Consider the following 17,951-nt stretch of genomic DNA (forward strand, 5'->3'; position numbering starts at 1 on the left):
GGACTTTCAGTCCCTCTCGCAAACCCACCAGCTTTAGCTGGTGCGTTGTTTAGTGGCTATGTGATAGGCTACTTTGTATTTTACATCTTTGCGCGAAAAATTCACCAGGAATCCAAAGAATGCCATTATTACAGCATGGCAGACTATTTTCAGCACCATTATGGAAAAAACGCTGGCATCGCCATCAGTGCCCTCTCCATACTATCCGTGGGTGGCTGGATACTGACAAACCTGATTGCCGGAGGCATGCTGCTCAGTATCATTAGTGGCTGGCCAACATTATTCACCACCTCATTTCTTGCCCTTATCATTGCCCTTTACTTAATAAAAGGCGGGTTCAATGCCGTCGTCAAAACGGACATTATACAGTTCTATTCTTTAATCATCATTGGCTCAATCATTTCCATTGCCCTTTATCATGCAGACGGAAACCTGCCGCAAGCCAACATTTCCATCTGGGGAAGTGAAAGCTTACCTATAGGGAAAGTGATCTTCTTTATTTTTATTGGCTTATTGTTCCCCATGGGTTCCGTTGAATTATGGCAACGCGTTTATGCTGCGAACACCACCATGGATTATTTCAAGGCCACCACCATTGCCTCCGTATCATTTTTTATATTTGGCGGGATACTGTCCTTCATTTGTTACAAATTAATGCTAATGCAAAACCTTCAAAACATTGACCCTGAATTGAGGCTGGTGACAGGTGTCGCGGAGATCATGAATGGCATTCATCCTGCTTTGACCGCATTATGGTTTCTGGTCTTTTTTGCCGCCATTTTATCTTCGGCTGACACCTTCATGTACACAACAGCCGCTTCATTAGTACAAGACATATTGTTAAGGATGGGTTGGATAAAAGAAACAGCCGTCGTCAAATGGATAAGAATCAGCATCATCATGCTCGCCATCATTGGGACTGCTGGCTCTGTCATTTTCAAAGATATTGTGTCAGTGACATTTTATTTCTTGGGATTGACACTGATACTTTCCACCATCGCTTATGCTGTATGGATCACTGATAAACTGACAACTTGGGCATTGTTGCTTCCGATGGGGATTGGTTTTATTGCAAGCACTTATTCTGCCATCTCCCAAGGCATATCCATAACAACCTCAATGATTGCCTTGGTCGCCACCGTGGGCACCTTCATCCTTCAATTAATAGGCACCCACATCGCCAAACACTTTGCCCAAAAGTAATGGCTGCCAAGCTAACCCTAGAACCCCTGCACGCGACAATTTGCCTTGTGACCCTGCAAGCCATCAGCTTTTTTGTCGCGCACAGAGGAACACCCCCCTCCCGAGAAAGAGCCGTGCTCAGGTTTAGTTAACAGCACCTCTCCTAGAAATCAATTTCCAGATTGAGCTTGGTGGTGCTGTCAGTCTTGTCAATGGCACTAAGCGGAATATAGGTGTTGTGCGTGACTTCATGTTTCAGCACCACACCCACCTTATCCGTAATCGCATATTTCAGGTCGGTCTTGGCCCTGGAGGTGGTAAAGGAGCTGCCAGCCAGCACCACGATGCGCTCGCTGATACTGATGCTGTCCGTTATTTTTCCTTTATAGTCAACGGCAAAACGGCCAGCCGTTTCATCCAAGCCGTCAGTCCCGTCATTGTAATCACGGGAAATATAGGCAGCCCCAAGGGAAGCGGACAATTTATTCCGTTTGTTCTGGAACAGCTTTCTTGAATAGGCGGCACCGGCTGAATACTCAGAATCCAGCCCGGCAATCTTATCGCTTTCATAACCCACATAGCCAATCAGCGTATCTCTGGGGTTCAAGGCATATTCGGCTTTATAGGTGGCGGTGCTGGCGTTCTGCATTTCCGTTTTCTTTCTTCCCCGGCCTGCGGCACGCTCGCCGTAATCAGCGCTGCCCGCAATGGTATGCTTCCAATTGGTCTGCGGATCATAAACCAGGCTTAGGTCTGCATTACCCGACCCGGTATTGGTATTGCCTGTTATGGATTTAAGGCCAAATGAAAATGTCCCCGACCAGCCAGGTTTTTCCTCCTCGTCAGCCGCTGCCGCAACCTTTTTATCTTTGCCCTTATCCTTGGCCAGGGCATAACCCGGCATGGCGAAACTTACCAGGCAAAAGCCGCATAACAGGGCTTTCGGCACATTTCCAACAACATTATTTGCAGACACGGGCACCCTCCAATTTGTGATATTGAGCCTAATGCATACGGGAACCGATTCTAGTGACAGAACCCACCCCTCGAAAATAGCTCGCAACATTTCTTAACATTTCTCTTGTTGATTAGCGGGGCATGCCCAATCAAAAAACACTACTCAGCTTCAAGCACCTCCCTGTCCCGCTGCAATCCTGGCGACGAGGGAATCCAACCCTGGCAGCACCAACTCCAGCTCATCGGCGTGCTTGCGCCATTTTTCGGGGTGCGGCGTCGACAAGGTCATGCTCGACACCGGCAAAGTGTCCGCAACATGCTGATCCACATTGTCATGCCAACGCCAATCGGCAAAGCGGGCGATGTCCCGCACCGTTTTGCCCGGCTCCTGGATCAGGTCGGCATAATTCACCCGCAGCCAGTCGCTGGCTGGCAGCTGTTGCAGATCGTCCAGGATGCGCTCGTTGGTGAAACGCCACTGGCGGGCGGCGATTTCCACCAATGGCCGGGAATGCAGCTCCCGCCAGCCGGGGATCAGCATGAAACACCAAGTGCGGTGCGGCCAACCCGGCAACCGGGAATAAAAGCTGAAGCGGCGCGCGCGCCAGCCTTCCAGCATGCTGCTGATGTTGCCGCATGGCTCGCGGTACAGGAACAGGAAACGGGCACCGGGAAATGCCGCTTTCAGGAAGGGGATCCGCAAGGCGTTCTTGGGGGTTTTTTCCAGGAAGCGCACGGCGGCGGGGCGCATTTCGGGCGGCAGGGAAACATAGGTCTGGCCGTCGTGGTCCCGCAATTGCCGGGTAAAGCGTTCACGCAGGCTGGCGACGGCCTCCGGTGCAGCGTCCGCCGCGCCCAGGCAATTCGACCCATAGCCATGCGCCGCCGGATGCAAGGCCGGGATGCCTTCCACCACTTCATGGCTTTCCATGCCGATCGTCCACAACTCCGGGAAGCGCGACAAGGTTTCGAACAGGAGCGTGCTGCCCGAACGGGGGGCAGAAACAATGAACACTGGCCGGTCAAATTCAGGCGGTGGCACGCTGGCGGCGTTGTTGGCGGCGGCGCGGAAAACCCTGGCGCGCAACTGCAACAGGTGCTGGTCCAGGCGCTTGCGCTCATCCGCTGGCGGCTCCAGAAAGCAAAGGATTTTTTCCGCCGCGTATTGGCTGTCTTCGTGCAAATGCCGGTTCACAACCGGGACAATTTTTTCCCGGAAATCCAGCAGCAAATCCTGATACGCCAATTCGCCCGCCAACCCCCGCCCAAAGCGGGCAAACGCCACTCCCCAGCCATGCCGGAAGGTTTCCACATTATCGGTGAATTCCGCCAATACCGCCTGCGGCAAGTCAGCGCGCCCGCCATCCGCCAACAACTGGTTGGTCAGATCATTGATTTCTTCCGGGTTCAACAGGTTCAGCATCGGCTCACCCTCCTTGCCGGGTGCGGCGGTTAACAGGTTCTGCCGCTGGCAGACGCGCGGTTATCGGCTCAGTCCCCAAACCGGTACTGGAACAATGCAATATCCGTCTCGAAATGCTCCGCCACCATCCGCCGGGTGCGGTCGTTGTAATACGTGCGGTAATCATGGTGGCTGCTCTTGTTCAGGTGCGGCAGCGCAGCTTCCACGCCTATTTGCTGGCACACCTGCTGGAAATCCTGCGGCAGGCTTTCATAACGGCCCACAAAATCCACCAGCAACTCGCCCTGCCCATCGGCGATGGCTTCATACTGGTATTTCAGCCCGCCTTTGGGGTAAGGCCTGGGCGTGGCGACCACCCATTCCAGAAACGGTTCGAAACCACCCATGGACTTCACCAGCTCATGACGGATGTGGGTTTCCTCCCGCAGGATGAAATGGTACATCGACACCTGCCAGTCCCACGGGTTGCGGACAAACGCAAACTTGAAGTAACTGCCAAAGCTGTCCCCCGGCAATTCCTTGCGCGCATCCTGGGCGGTCGCATGCAGCAGCAGCGATTCCCAGATTTCGTAAAAAGGGTTGGGCTTCCCCTTGATGGACACAGGCGGGCGCGGAATGCGGAAGCGCTCCGGCTCCTCGCAATACGGGCCGAGCGCCTTGCGCACGCTGATGCCTGCGGTTTTCGCAATATGGAAAAAGATGAAGCGGTGGCTATGGGAAATGAGCATGTGGTCAGGCGTCCCGTGGTGGTAATGACGCCAAGGACTGCTGGGCAATCCTGAGGGCGGCGGCGGGGGTGGGAATCGCTTCTTCCGCCGCCAAATCCAGCAGCCGTTGCAAGGCTTGCCGGACATGCCCGCTGACGTTTTCCGTTGTCTGCGCCAGCGTCCAGCCGCATTCCTCCAGCCCGCCGACCGCCATGGCCCCACCGATGTTCACCACGTAATCAGGCACATACAGGATATTGCGTTGCTGCAACAGGTTGATGGCGTCAGGCTCGGCCAGTTGGTTATTGGCCCCACCGACCACGGCGCGGCATGCCAACTGGGGAATGGTGCCTTGGTTCAGCACGCCCCCCAGCGAACAGGGCGAGAAAATGTCACAGTGGGTGGCGTATGCTTCCGCAGGCGGGATGAACCCGGCTGTCGGCCATTCACTGGCGACGCGGCGAACCGCCTGCGCATCCACCTCCGTGAACAGCACCTGCGCCCCGGCGGACAACAGCCGCCCGATCAGCGCGCCGCCAACACTGCCAGCACCCTGCACCAGCACCTTGCGCCCCTTCAAATCAGAGCTGCCGAACAAACGCTGGCAAACAACTTCGATGCCGGTGAAAACACCCAGTGCGGTGAAAAATCCGGCGTGGGCGGACGAATCCCCCGCTGCCACATAATTCCCTGCGGTGGCGGCGATAATGTCCATGTCCTGCGCCGAAGTCCCCACATCCGGGCCGGTCAGGAACGAGCCACGCAACTGCGCCACCAGGCTCCCGTAGCGGCGCAGCAACCCGTCCCGCTCCGCAGGGTCGAAGCCTTCCGGCAGGGCGATCACCGCCTTGCCGCCGCCATTGGGGATTTGCGGGATGGCCAGCTTCCAGGTCATGGCTTCCGCCAGCCGCAAGGCATCCTGCAAACCGGCAGTCCAGTCGGGGTAAACTTTCATGCGGGTGCCACCTGCGGCGGGGCCGGCAAGCGTGGAGTGGATGGCAATAAACAGCCATGCCCCCGTCTGCTGATCATAACGGACTACGACATTTTCGCCGCCCCATTGGCGCAACAGCGCCTCCACCTTGCCGTCGCCACCCATCACAGGTTCCCCAATACATTCGCAGACAAAAAATTACTCATAAGGTATTCCCGGTTTTTGCCAGTCCTGGCCGTCGGGGGGCGCGCGCCGGTTTGTTCCGGTTGCTCAGGGTCAGCCAGATAAGCGGCCAGCCGCGCCAAGCCTGGTTCGATTTCCTGTGCCGCGCAAGCGAAATTCAGCCGCAGGAAGTTATTGTCCCGCTCCTGAAAATCGATGCCCGGGCTGGAGCTGATGGCGTGTTTGCGCGCCAGCTCCAACGCTGCCTGCATCGCATTGCGCCGGGAACCGGACACATCCAGGGTGGTGAAGAAACCGGCTTCCGGACGGGAAAGCAGCTTCAACCCCTGCTGTTTGGCGGCACGTTCAAAGATAGACCAATTGCTGATCAGCATTTCCCGGTGCTTGTTGACTAGGCTGTCCCAATGTTCCAGCAGCCTTTCGGCAAGCACTTGGCTGGGCAGGCTGGTGCACATGTTCAGGATGGCCTTGATGTTCGTCATCAATTGCATCTGGGGTTCCGGCACAATCAGGTAACCGACCCGGAAACCCGCAATCGCCAACGATTTGGAAAAGCTGTTCAGCACCAGATGCCGGTCAGAAAAACGGATGGCGCTGGGGATAACCGCCTCACTCAACGCCAGTGGCTGGTACACCTCATCAAAAATGACCGGGACGCCCAGGCTGGTGACGGCTTCCAATTCCTCTTCACGCAAAAAGGCACCATACGGGTTGCTGGGCGAATTGATGATGATCGCCTGCGTCTTTTTGGTGATCAGCTCCGGCAGGCGTTCAATGTCGATACGCCGATCCTCCCGCAGCGGAATGAAGCGGAACTTGGCTTCAAACACCTGCGCCAGAATCTTGTAGGCCGGGTAACAGGACTCCGGCAGCAAAATTTCACCGCCGGACTCCACCAGCATGGCGAACGCAATGGTCAGGGCACCGGACGCGCCATCGGTGATGCAGACCCGTTCCGGCGAGAGCTCGTAGTCAAACTTTTCCGCATAATAGCGGCACACCGCCTGCCGCAAGCTCATCAAGCCATTGATGTCGCCGTAGCTGACATGATTGCCCAATTGCTCATTGGTGAGCGGAATATCCAGGTAGGCAAAGGGGTTGAAGGTCGACACCCCCTTGCCAAAATTGACAGGCTCCAAACCGCGATGGTTTGCCCTGGCGAACACATCCATCACCTTGTCCATCGCCAAGGGGGGATAAAACCTGTAATTTCTGGAAGTCACGCCCAGCCCCTCCCTTACAAGGATGAACCAAGATTGGCGATCACCCGGTCACCCATTTCGCTGGTGGACACCAGCGTGCAACCGTTCTCGTAAAGGTCGGCAGTGCGGTATTCCGCCAGCGTCTTCTCGACTGCCGCCTCAATCAGCTGCGCGGCCTCTTCATGCTTGAAGGTGTGGCGGCACATCATCGCAACCGACAGGATGGTTGACAGCGGGTTGGCCTTGTTCTGCCCAGCGATGGTCGGCGCGGTGCCGCCAATGGACTCGTACAGGCCAAAACCGTACTCATTGATGCTGGCGGATGGCAACAAGCCAATGGAGCCGACCACACCCGCGCCCAAGTCACTGAGGATGTCGCCAAACAGGTTGGAGCACAGCAGCACGTCAAACCCGGTCGGTTGCAGCACCATCTGCATCGCCATATTGTCGACCAGGATGTCCTGGCAATCGACATCCGGGAAATTCATCGCCTCTTCCTTCAGCACGGCGCGCCAGATGCCGAAAATGTCGATCAGCACATTGCCCTTGTGCACCAGGTGCAGCTGTTTGCGGCGTTGACGCGCCACTTCCAGCGCTTTGCGGGTGATGCGGCGCATTTCGGTTTCGTGGTAGTACATCGCCTGTTGCGCCCAACGGCCTTGCTTGTCGAAGCCGCCGGAGTAGTCGCCGTAATAGATGTCGGAAACCAGCTCGCGCACGATCATGATGTCAGTGCCCTGCACACGCTCGGGGCGCAGCGGCGAAGCGAAGCTGATCTGCGGGTAAGCGCGGATCGGGCGCAGGTTGGCGAACAGGTCGTAACGCTTGCGCAGGATGCCGATCGGCTCATTGCTGACCGCGCCGAACAGAATCCCGGCGTTGGGGTTGGTTTGCAGCTCGTCGCACAATTTCTGGGTGGCCGCATACATCGGGTAGCCGGTTTCCGCCTGCACGGATTCGCCGACCTGATGCTGGGTGATGTCCACATCCAGGTTGTACAGCTTGCAGACCGCACGCAGCACACGTTCGCCTTCACGGACGATTTCAGGGCCGATACCTTCACCCGGCATGCACAAAATCTGATATTTGCTCATGGTTGTTGTCCTTGTCTTGATTAGTCGGTGATGTAACCGGCCACAGCGGTTTTGGCCGCCACGATCGGGGAGGCCAAGTAAACGCCGGAACCTGGGTTGCCCATACGGCCCTTGAAGTTGCGGTTGGTGGTGGAGAGGCAGACTTCCTCGTCGCCCAACACGCCGCCGTGCGCGCCGTAACAGGCTTTGCAGCCGGGGGATTCGATCACCGCGCCGCTGTCCATCAGGGTCTGCATCATGCCGCGCTCCAGCAGTTCGCGGTAAATGCGCATGGAGCCAGGCACCACGATCAGGTTGATGCCGGGGGCCGCTTTCTTGCCGCTGATTTCACGGGTGAAGGCTTCCAGGTCTTCCATCTTGGCGCCGGTGCAGGAACCGACATACACCTGATTGACCTTGATCTTTTCGCTCTTGGCCTGTGCGATGGTGCGGGTGTTGTCCGGGCGGTGCGGGTACGCCACCATCGGGGTGAGCTCTTCAGCCTGATAGAAAATTTTCTGGCTGTATTCGAAATCCGGGTCGGTGGTCACTTCATCGAAGCTGTCGCGGCCGGTTGCCTTGCGCAGGTATTCACGCGCGGCGTCGTTCATCGCCATAATGCCGTTTTTGGCACCGCCTTCCACGGTCATATTGCACAGCGTCATGCGCTCTTCGGCGGACAGGTTCTCAATGGTGGAGCCGGTGAATTCCAGCGTCTTGCCGGAAGCGCCCGCCATGGTGATGTCGCCCAACAGGCGCAGGATAATGTCCTTGGCCATCACGCCTTCCGGCAGTTTGCCTTCCACGCGCACTTCGATGACTTCCGGCACGCGGAACCACAGCTTGCCGGTGCGGAACACATTCAGCATGTCCTCCACGCCCACGCCGCTGCCGAAGGCATTGAACGCGCCGTAAGTGACAGAATGGGAATCGGTGCCGAGGATCATCTGCCCCGGCAACACATGGCCGCGCTCACACATCATGATGTGGCAGATGCCGTAGTTCTGGCCGTAAGGGTAATACTTGCTGATGTCCTGTTCGCGGGCGAAATTGTCCATCGCAATCGCCAGATGGCGGCTGCCTGCATCCTTGGCTGGCACCAGGTGATCCTGGAACAGGGCGATGCGGGTCGGGTCCCAGACGCGGGCGTCCGCACCGAATTCCTTGTAGAAATACTTGCGGATGATTTGCAGGGCCGGGTCATGGGTGAAGCACATGTCAATGTCGGCTTCGAGGAAATCGCCGGTGGCGACCTGCTCACGGCCACTGGCGCGGGCCATGATCTTGTGCGTCATGCTTTGGGGGATGTTGCTCATGTTACGTGTTCCTATCCTAATCCGTTCAGGCCAGTTCGCCAGCGGCGATGCGCTGCTTGGTGTAGTTGGTCAGGCCGCCCGCGTTGATGATCGGCCACAGCGGGCCAAAGTCGCCAAAGGTGTATTGCTTGTCCCCGACCTGGAAGTAACGCCCTTCCACATTGACGGTCACTTCCTGGCCGACAATGCCTTCGTCATACGGGTGGTCGTAGATGATCGGCAGGATCACGCCGAGATTGACGCAGTTGCGGAAGAAAATGCGCGCAAAGCTGCGGGCGATCACCACTTTGGCACCTGCCAGCGCCAGCGCCATCGGCGCAGTCTCACGGCTGGAACCGCAGCCGAACTCTTCCCCGGCGAAAATCACCGTAAAGGGGGAGCGGCCAGTGGCCGGGTCGACGAATGGCGGGTTGGCCTCATAATCGATCAGCGCAATACGGGCCAGCGCTTCATCATCGCCGAACGGTTCAAAACGCCCTGGCGACATCACATCCGTATCGACGAAATCACCGCAATAAAAAGCTTTTCCAGTAATTATGTTTTCCACACTAATGCCTCGTATCAAATCATTGCTTTCAATAAAATCCCTGCATCGGCGCGGCGTCAGGCGAGGCCACGGCCAGCAAAGTAACGGCGGATGTCATCGCCGTTCATCCAGGTGTTCTGCGACTTGGCGTATTCCAGCAGTTCGCTGGCCAGCTGGTCGGACGGGGGCAGGCCGATCTGCTCCAGAATGTAATGCGCGTTGTATTTGCCGCTGGTGGGCGTGACCACCACATCCTGCACCCGGCCCAGTTCACGCGCCGCAATGCTGGAAAACACCGCATCCTCAAACTCAATGCCCAGTTTGCGCGCTTTCAGCACGGCGGCGGAATGCGTGCCTGCGCCGGTCGCAAACGCTTGTTTGCCCACCAGGGGCATGGACGGCATGATGGCAATATCGGCGTATTCCGACCATTTTTCGCAGTAAGGCTGAATCGCCGCCAAGTTGTATTTCTCATTGCCTGCCTGATGCAGCAGCATAATGACCTGCTCCAGCGGGGTGTTGCCTGCCCGTTCGCCAATGCCGAGGAAGGTGCCGCTGATGGTGTCCGCCCCGGCGGAGGCAGAGGCCAACGCATTGGCCACACTCAAGCCCTTGTCGTTATGGCCGTGCCAGACCAGCTCGACATCCTGGCCGGACTGTGCAATCCGCTCCATGTAGAACTCGGTGATCCTGGCGGCACCATCCGGGGTGCAGTCGCCGACCGTATCGCAAATGGCCAGATCCTTGACGCCTGCATCCAGCGCCAGTTTGATGGCACGGTCCAAATCCTGCGGCGGCGCACGGGTGCCGTCCTCCAGGGAAATGCCGAAGTCGGTGTTGTTGTCGTTCAGGAACTTGCCCACTTGCGGGATGCGCGCCAAATTGGCTTCGAAATCCCAACCTTCCACTTTGCGGCGCAGCGGGCTGGTGCCAATGAACATTTCCGCCCGCACCCGGTTGCGGGGACAGGCTTCGTTCAGGGCGACAATCGATTCCAGATCCTGAACCGCAAGGCGTGACAGGAACGTCGGCAACACATCATAGCCTTGTTGCTCCACATGCTTGAGCAGCACCAAGCATTCCTCATACTCCTGCGGGGAAACCGCCGGGTAGCCCAACACGATGCTGTAAGTGCCGGTCTTGATGCTCAGATCCAGCAGTTCCTTGCGCTCTGTCAGCGAGGGGCGGCGGATGAAGGCGGCCTGCATGCCGTCGCGGATGTCGTCATCAATCCGCACGGTTTTCAGGTGAGCCGGTGGCTGTGCATTCCAGCTATACAAATAATCGTTAAGGTTTTCTTGGCTCATGGGTTTGCTACCTCCTTGCTTGTTTGTGTGACCCAGTTGTCTCCGGCATAACCCAATTCCCGCAACAACTCACCAGCGATGTCATCAAATTGCTGTTGCTGCGCGGCCGAGAGTTCCTCCTGCCAGTTGCCAGCTTTGCCCTTGCGGTAAAAGCCAGGGGGCATCTTGTATTCGGAAGAGGCGGATTTGCGCGAGCTTTGTAATTTTTCAAATGCCTGCTGTTCCAGAATGTCACCCACCTGGGCTTCGGTTATCGGCAGGTTGCAGAAATCGAACACTTTTTTCAGGGTGGCAACGCCATCTTCCAACAGGTCTTCGTAGCGTATTTCCAGGTATTGCCCGGCGAAACGGCTGGCGACCTGCGCTTGCCGCACTTTTTCATCCCAACGGGTAGCCGCTTTCTGCATGGTGTCGGTCTGGAACCAGAAATCCCGCGCCGCCGCCATCATCGAGGTCGCCACGTCGCGCCCGTCACGGATGATGTGGATAAAACGCGCATTGGGCAGCAGGGTCTGGATGGTTTCGACATGCTCCGAATAAGACGGGCGCTTGTCGAGCACATGGGTGGCTTCTGGCTTGGTGGCCAGCGCACGTTCGTAGGTCTTGTAGATGAAATCCTGCAAGAAACCGTGAAACTCCTGCTCCGTCCAGAACAGGTTCAGGCCAGGGCGATGCGCGTTTTCCACCTCATGCCGCCAAGTTTCCATCCACTGGCCGATGTAGCGGTCAAACAGGGTCAGCTCGACCGAGGTGCACACCTGCGGATGCTCGCCCAACATAATCTGCAACCAAGTGGTGCCACTGCGCGGCGCGCCGATAATGAACAAAAACTGCTTGTCTTGAATCGTACTGCTCATCTGTGTCTTCCATTCGCCTGTTCAGGAAATGCCTTGTGGCAGCATTTCCGCCGCATCGATATAAACATTCACCAGGGTCGGGCCTTTGCGCGCGCACATCGCCCGCCAGTCCAGCGCGGCGAAATCCGCCGGTTCACGCACGGTGACGCCTTGCGCGCCCATCGCCTCCGCCAGTGCCGCGAAATCCACCGGCGGCACATCCAGCTTCACGGCGGCTTCACTGGTCTGGCTGTGACGGTTTTTCACCATCCCCAACGCCTGGTCATTCAGCACCACGAAAATCACCGGCAGTTCTTCGCTGACCGCCACGGTGAGTTCCTGCCCATACATCAGGAAGGCACCATCACCGATCACCGCCACCACCGGCGTGCCACGCGCGCCCATGGCAATGCCGACCGCCGTGCCGGGGCTGCTGCCCATCGACGACTGGCCAAACAGGATGCGGTAGTTTTCCGGATGCTGTTGGAACAGGTAATGCGCCGTCCATGGCAGGCTGTTGCCAATGTCGATCATGAAACGGGTTTCCGGCGGGCAATGCGTGGCCAGCTCGTGCATCAGCCGCTGCGGCTTGATGGGGCAACTGCCGTCCTGCATCAGCGCTTGTTTCTGCACCTTGATCTGGGCGGGGACGCCGCCCCGTTCGCGCGCCGCCAGCCGTTGCTCCAGCATTGGATTGGCCGGGACGCCAGCGGCCTGCAACCGCCCGATCAGCTCGCGGAACACGCGTTTGACCACGCCCCGGACATGCAGGCGCGCCATCGGTGCCCGGGTGAAAAATGTCTCGGTGGGGTGGATATGGACCAGACGGTCGTTCAGCACACCCGCATCCCAGGCACCGGTCGCCGCCTGGGTCAGGCTGGTGCCGACCGCCAGCAGCAAATCCAACGGCTCATCCAGCACCTGGAAAGCGCTGGGGTGGCCCCACAATGGCCCGAAAATCCCCCGCGCCAATGGGTGGTAGGGGTCGACCCAGGCACGCCCACGCACGGTGGTCATGATGGGGGCATCCAACATTTCCGCCAGCGTCAGGATTTCCTCACTGGCTCCTGCGCATTCATGCCCGACCAGCAATGCCACCCGACCCTTATTGCCCACCACGGTCTCAATTTCTGCCCACAGTTTTTCCAACGCTGGGGCTTCCACGAAATCCGGCTGGCTACCCAGCAAGGCACCCAGGCCGGGGTAGGCAATGCTGTCCGACTGCGCCGGGGCTTCCAGAATATTCGGCGGGATGGCCAGATGCGCCACGCCCCGCACCGGCCCCTGCAGGGCGGCAGTCATGGCGGCGGCGACCTTGCCTTCCAGTTGCAACGGCGTGGTGACGACGCTGTTGTAGGTGGTGCAATGCTGCAACATGCCAGTGGCATCGATAATGTCCGGGAAATAGGCTTCATACGGCGAGGATTCCTGGATGGCACCCAACCCGAAAGCGTGGGTGACCGCCTGCCCGCTCAACACCAGCACCGGCAGGTGCTCGGAATGGGCGGAGGCGATCCCTGTGATGGCATTGGTGATGCCCGGCCCAGCAGTGGCGCAGCAGACGCCCAGCTTGCCAGTTTCACGCGCATAACCGGCGGCCATGAAGGCGGCACCGCTTTCATGCCGGGTCAGCACCGCGCGCGGCCCGCCCCGTTTGGCGCTGCGTGCCAGCGCCTCATACAGGCCGATGACGTGTACGCCCGGAATGCCAAAAACGTATTCAACGCCCAGCAACTCCAGGTAATCGACCAACAGGTCGCTCAGGGTTCGGGAGTTCGTGCGCTTCTGCGCCGCTGCCGGTTGTGCAGGGATAGGGGTTGTCATTGTCGCTCACAAATCCTGGTTAAAAACGGTTGTCCGCCAGTGCACCGCTGCTGCGGGCGTCCCGGCGCTATTTATTCCTCGCCAGCTGCAATGGGGTGCAGGTAGCGTTTGCCCGGAATCTCCAGCCTGCGTTGCGCCATGCCACTGAGCGCCTCCAACACCGCCCGGCGGGCGTACATGGCCGTGGTGTAGCCGGGGTCCAGATGCGGGGCGACTTCCACGATGTCCATGCCCACCACCTGGGTTTCATGGCAAATGCGGCGGATGGCAGGCAGCAGTTCGCGCGGGGTCAGGCCACCCGCTTCCGGTGTGCCGGTGCCGGGCGCAAACGCCGGGTCCAGCACGTCAATGTCAATCGACAGGTAAATGTATTCCGGGCCGTCCAACGCTTCCTCGATGGCTTTTTCCAGCACCGCCGCAAAGCCAATGCGGTCGATTTCCGCCATGTAGTGCGTGCGCATGCCGCGTTCGCGCATCCATGCCATCAGCTGTTCATCCGGCTGGGCGAAACTGTGCAAGCCGACCTGCACGAAGTTCTTGCCGGGAATATGCTCATCCTCAATCAAACGGGCGACCGGCGTGCCATGCGACGCCAGATGCCCGAGAAAGCTGCTGGAACAATCCGCATGGGTGTCGAAATGCACCACCCCGACCTTGCCGGGGCCGTACACGTCGGCAATCGCAGCCGCGTTCGGCCACAGGATGGAATGGTCGCCGCCAAGGATGATCGGCACCGCGCCGATTTCGGCCACTTCCCGCACCATCGCGCGGATCGGTTCCATCGAGTTGTCGATGCTGAACGGGTCTACCGGCGCATCACCGTAATCCACCACTTTCAGGGTGGCGAAGGGGCGCACCCGGGTGTCCGGGTTGATCATGGCGCGCGGGTTGTGCCACAGGGTGCGTTCATCACAACGGATGTAACGCGGGCCGAACGCAGCACCTCGCTGCCCGGAGGAGCTGTCCACCGGCGCGCCGAGGATGGCGACATCCACCTGCCCGGCTTTCAGGTCTTCCTGGTTCATGCACAACGGCACGCCCATGAAGGTCGGGATGCCCGCATAATGCGGCAGGGCGCGGAAGCGTTGCAGGTCGATCGGCCCCGGCTCCCGGGCGGGATTGCGCTGGGGAGGGCGCTCCTGTTTCCAATCGCCGCCGAGGTCGTTGCTCATGCGCCATCCCCCGCATCAGCCACCAACGCCGCACGTTTCAGCAGTTGATAGATTTCCAGTGAATAGTTGTTGGCGTTGGGGAAGCGCTTGTTGGTCAGCAGTTGCAGGCTCCAGCCATACTGGTCAGCAAAGCGGTGCAGGATGCCAACATCGCCGACCGAACTGGAAAAGCCGATCAGCAAACGGCCACCGGGCTTCACATAACGGCCACCGTCACGGAAGTAGGTTTCGATCGCGCCATAGCCCGGATCGTGCATGGCGAGGATTTCCAGGCTGCGGTCGTCTTCCGATGCCTTGTCGATCACTGCGACATAGGGCAGGTTGGCAAACACCAAGTCAAACTGTTCCTCATCCGGCAGCGCGGCGAACATGTCGCCCGCATACGCCTGCACCTTGTCCGCCACGCCGTGCAAGCGGGCGTTTTCCAGCGTGTTGTCAATGGCATGGGGGTTGATGTCAGCGGCCACCACCCGGCTGGCACCTTTCATGGCGGCGATCACCGACAGCAGGCCAGCGCCGCAGCACATTTCCAGAAACGTTTCGCCCGCCCGGATGGGGATCTGGCGGATGTAGAAAAAAGTGTCCTTGAACAAGGTCGGCGAGAACACGGTCGGGTAGGCGACGAATTCCATCTCCTGCCAAGTGAAGGGCTGTTTTTCCTTGAAGGTGCGGCTTTCCGCCAGCAGCCGGTTGGTGAACGCCACAAACTGGCTGCGGTCAGGGCGCGGCACCAGCCCCGCCTGCTGGAAATGCCTGAAATAGGCACCGACCAGATTCATATCGACTGGCGGCGCGCTTAGGCCCGTACCTTGCAAACCGGCGCGGGCGTTGGCATCGTCAAACGCCGGTTTCTTGCTGAAGATATTGTTGGGCATGCGCTCAATCATCTTCAGGTACTTGTACAGGCTGTTGTCCGGTTCCTGTTTGGCGCGTTTGCCCACTTCCTCAAACCAGTCCGCCACGGACACCTGCGCCAGCGGATAACCGAGCGAAGCAATCTTTTCAAACAGGCTGACCCAAGATTCCGCTTGCGGGTTGGTCAGGTGAAAGGTTTTGCCAAACGAATCCGCTTGCTGGGAAAGCGCCACCAACGCAGGGCAGGCGTAATCCACCGGCACGAAGTTGATTTCACCCTCCACCGCCGGGTATTGGTTCATTTTGACGACGCCTTCGAAAATCAGGTAGAGAAAGTCGTCAAAATTGCCAATCACGCCATCACGGCTATGCCCCATCACCCGCACCGGGCGGTAAATGCTGGCGGGCAGGCCACGGGCGATCGCCTGGTGCACCAGTTGCTCCGCCACCCACTTGCTCTGGGTATAGCCGTTGCGCTGCAACGCCGGGTCGACCGCATCCGTTTCCAACACCCGCTCAGTCGGCTGGTTAAAAACGATGCCCATGGTCGAGACGTAATGCAACGGCTTGGTGCGCTCCAGCCCGGCCAACCGCAGCACTTCCTGCGTGCCCTGCACATTGGCGGCCCTGGCCTGCGCATAAGGCGTGACGATATTGACGGCGGCGCCATTGTGGTAAATCGCCTCCACCGCCGCACCCAAACTGGCGAAAGCAGCCGCGCCCAGCCCCAAGCGCGGCTGCGCCAGATCGCCGCATACCGCGACAATCCGTTCTCGCCATTCCGGTTTCCACAAGCCGTAAAATTGCAGATGCTCCTGCAAACGCTGCGCCGCTGCGGCAGCGTCCGCCGCCCGCACCAGGCAATGCACCGTCGCTTGGGTGGTGTCCAGCAATTCCGCCAACAGATAGCCGCCAAGAAAGCCGGTGGCGCCGGTCAGCAGGATGGCGCTGGGTGCCGTGGGGCATTCAACCAACGGCGCATCAAAGCGGATGGCGGGGTCTAACGCCGCGTCCGCCTGCATGGCCTGCAATGTGTTGGCTTGGGAAGTCATGTTCGGCGCTCCTTAGTGGTACATCCGCATCAGGGATTGCGCGATGCGCTTGCCGGAATAGTCGCCATGCAGGACACCCTTGGGCGTCAGGCGGATTTCTTCCTCGCTGACATCGATGTAGCCTTCGTTGCGCAGTTCGCCGATGGCATCCGCGCACAGCTTTTCCAAACGGAAGCCGTACTTGGCCTGGAAGTTGTCCAGGTTCAGGCTGACCAGTTTCATGGTCAGCACCACGTCACGGGTCATATTGTCCTGGCTGGTGAGGAAGTGGCCGCGCTGCACCGGAATCTGGCCTTCGTCGATAAACTGGAGGTAGCGCTCTTCCTCATTGCTGTTTTGGAACACCCAGTCGCCCAAGCGCCCAAACGCAGACACGCCAAAGGCATAGCAGTCGTCGCCCCGGAAAATGCTGGGGGAATGCTTGTGCACGTTCTCGCCATTTTTGGTGAAGGTGTAGAACGACCACGGCTGGTAACCGGCTTCCATCAGGCGGTCTTGCGCATGCTGCATGTAGACCAGTTCCTCTTCATCCGTAGGCAGGACAATGGCCTGGTCGCGCAATTGCTTGTAATAGGTGGAGTTGGTGTACAGCTCGGTCTTGTAGACCGTGATGCTTTCCACGCCAGTGGACAGCGCCCGGCCAACGGAATGCCGCCAAGTGTCCATGGTTTCACCGGCCAGGCCGCTCATCAGGTCGATATTGATGACCGCACCCGTCTGTTTGGCGATCTCAATGGCTTTCAGCGCCTTTTTCTCGCTATCGGAACGGTTGGAACCCTTGATGATGCCATCATCGAAAGACTGCACGCCCATGCTGATGCGGTTGACATTCAGGCTTTTCAGCAACTCGGCCTTGCCCGGCGTCAGGGTGATGGGTTCGGCTTCCAGGGTGAATTCTGGCTGATGCCCCAGCTTGAACGTGTCTTGCAACGTTTGCGCCACGCGCTCCAACAGGGCTTCCGGCAATAAACTGGGTGTGCCACCACCAAAATAGATGGAGTTAATTGGCCGATTGCCTAACTGATAATGGTCGGCGGCCAATTTAATTTCCTGGCACAGCGCATTGACATAACGCTCCATACGGGCATTTTTGTCCGTACCACGCAAATTCGTGGTTTTGTAATAACAGTAACTGCAACGTTGCACACAGAAAGGCGTATGCAGGTATAAGTTCAGGGGTTTTCCCTCTGTACCCATTTGCCCGCTTTCCATACGCCGCCATTGCATGAAGTTGGGGTAATTGGTGACGAAGCCGGTTCTATTGGGATCCCAATAGTCATGTTCCTTGCGGGTATTAATGGTCATAAACCCTACCTTGATAATGTGTAAGATTGAATCCAGTCAAAACTGAAAATCACGAGCCTGGGCGCGGCAGGAAACTAGTACACTCAAATCCCGCCAA

At 58.3% G+C, this 17,951-nt stretch carries 15 protein-coding genes; 1 reads left to right on the plus strand and 14 read right to left on the minus strand.

Annotated elements, in window-relative coordinates:
* On the plus strand, window positions 1-1,203 hold a 1,203-nt coding region (locus VSS37_RS09605; protein ID WP_324694694.1), incomplete at its 5' end, for a sodium:solute symporter family transporter.
* Window positions 1,204-1,345: 142 nt separating this feature from the next.
* Here the strand turns inward: VSS37_RS09605 and VSS37_RS09610 are convergent.
* The 14 genes from VSS37_RS09610 to VSS37_RS09675 form a co-directional block, all read right to left on the minus strand.
* The gene (locus tag VSS37_RS09610; protein ID WP_324694696.1) at window positions 1,346-2,158 is read right to left on the minus strand and encodes a DUF481 domain-containing protein; all 813 of its coding nucleotides are present in this window, start codon (window positions 2,156-2,158) and stop codon (window positions 1,346-1,348) included.
* A gap of 150 nt (window positions 2,159-2,308) precedes the next feature.
* A complete protein-coding gene (locus VSS37_RS09615; RefSeq protein ID WP_324694699.1) occupies window positions 2,309-3,562 on the minus strand; it encodes a sulfotransferase family protein in 1,254 nt (417 codons plus the stop codon).
* Between the two features lie 68 nt (window positions 3,563-3,630).
* Window positions 3,631-4,290, minus strand: a complete 660-nt coding sequence (locus VSS37_RS09620; protein WP_324694701.1) for a sulfotransferase family 2 domain-containing protein — start codon at window positions 4,288-4,290, stop codon at window positions 3,631-3,633.
* Between the two features lie 4 nt (window positions 4,291-4,294).
* Complete coding sequence (locus VSS37_RS09625) at window positions 4,295-5,368, minus strand: Glu/Leu/Phe/Val dehydrogenase family protein (protein ID WP_324694703.1); 1,074 nt, start codon at window positions 5,366-5,368, stop codon at window positions 4,295-4,297.
* On the minus strand, window positions 5,368-6,609 hold the full coding sequence (locus tag VSS37_RS09630; RefSeq protein WP_324694704.1) for a pyridoxal phosphate-dependent aminotransferase: 1,242 nt from the start codon (window positions 6,607-6,609) through the stop codon (window positions 5,368-5,370). Before VSS37_RS09630 ends, VSS37_RS09625 begins: the two co-directional genes overlap by 1 nt.
* Window positions 6,610-6,623: 14 nt before the next feature.
* Window positions 6,624-7,682, minus strand: a complete 1,059-nt coding sequence (locus tag VSS37_RS09635; protein ID WP_324694706.1) for an isocitrate/isopropylmalate dehydrogenase family protein — start codon at window positions 7,680-7,682, stop codon at window positions 6,624-6,626.
* A 20-nt stretch (window positions 7,683-7,702) separates the two neighbouring features.
* A complete protein-coding gene (locus VSS37_RS09640; RefSeq protein WP_324694708.1) occupies window positions 7,703-8,977 on the minus strand; it encodes a 3-isopropylmalate dehydratase large subunit in 1,275 nt (424 codons plus the stop codon).
* Window positions 8,978-9,002: 25 nt separating this feature from the next.
* Window positions 9,003-9,524 (minus strand): LeuD/DmdB family oxidoreductase small subunit, encoded by a 522-nt coding sequence (locus tag VSS37_RS09645; RefSeq protein WP_324694709.1) that lies wholly within the window; start codon window positions 9,522-9,524, stop codon window positions 9,003-9,005.
* A gap of 56 nt (window positions 9,525-9,580) precedes the next feature.
* The gene (locus VSS37_RS09650) at window positions 9,581-10,810 is read right to left on the minus strand and encodes a hydroxymethylglutaryl-CoA lyase-like TIM-barrel protein (protein WP_324694710.1); all 1,230 of its coding nucleotides are present in this window, start codon (window positions 10,808-10,810) and stop codon (window positions 9,581-9,583) included.
* Window positions 10,807-11,667: a sulfotransferase family protein gene (locus tag VSS37_RS09655; protein WP_324694711.1), complete on the minus strand. Its 861-nt coding sequence runs from the start codon at window positions 11,665-11,667 to the stop codon at window positions 10,807-10,809. The genes VSS37_RS09650 and VSS37_RS09655 overlap by 4 nt, the downstream gene beginning before the upstream one ends.
* Window positions 11,668-11,688: 21 nt before the next feature.
* A complete protein-coding gene (locus VSS37_RS09660; protein ID WP_324694713.1) occupies window positions 11,689-13,470 on the minus strand; it encodes a thiamine pyrophosphate-binding protein in 1,782 nt (593 codons plus the stop codon).
* Between the two features lie 71 nt (window positions 13,471-13,541).
* Window positions 13,542-14,642: an agmatinase family protein gene (locus tag VSS37_RS09665; RefSeq protein ID WP_324694715.1), complete on the minus strand. Its 1,101-nt coding sequence runs from the start codon at window positions 14,640-14,642 to the stop codon at window positions 13,542-13,544.
* Entirely contained in the window at window positions 14,639-16,549 is a 1,911-nt protein-coding gene (locus VSS37_RS09670) for a thioester reductase domain-containing protein (protein ID WP_324694716.1), read from the minus strand. Before VSS37_RS09670 ends, VSS37_RS09665 begins: the two co-directional genes overlap by 4 nt.
* A 12-nt stretch (window positions 16,550-16,561) precedes the next feature.
* Entirely contained in the window at window positions 16,562-17,854 is a 1,293-nt protein-coding gene (locus VSS37_RS09675; RefSeq protein ID WP_324694717.1) for a coproporphyrinogen-III oxidase family protein, read from the minus strand.
* Between the last annotated feature and the right edge of the window lie 97 nt (window positions 17,855-17,951).

The sequence above is a fragment of the Candidatus Thiothrix phosphatis genome, from assembly GCF_035668035.1.
Lineage (GTDB): Bacteria > Pseudomonadota > Gammaproteobacteria > Thiotrichales > Thiotrichaceae > Thiothrix > Thiothrix phosphatis.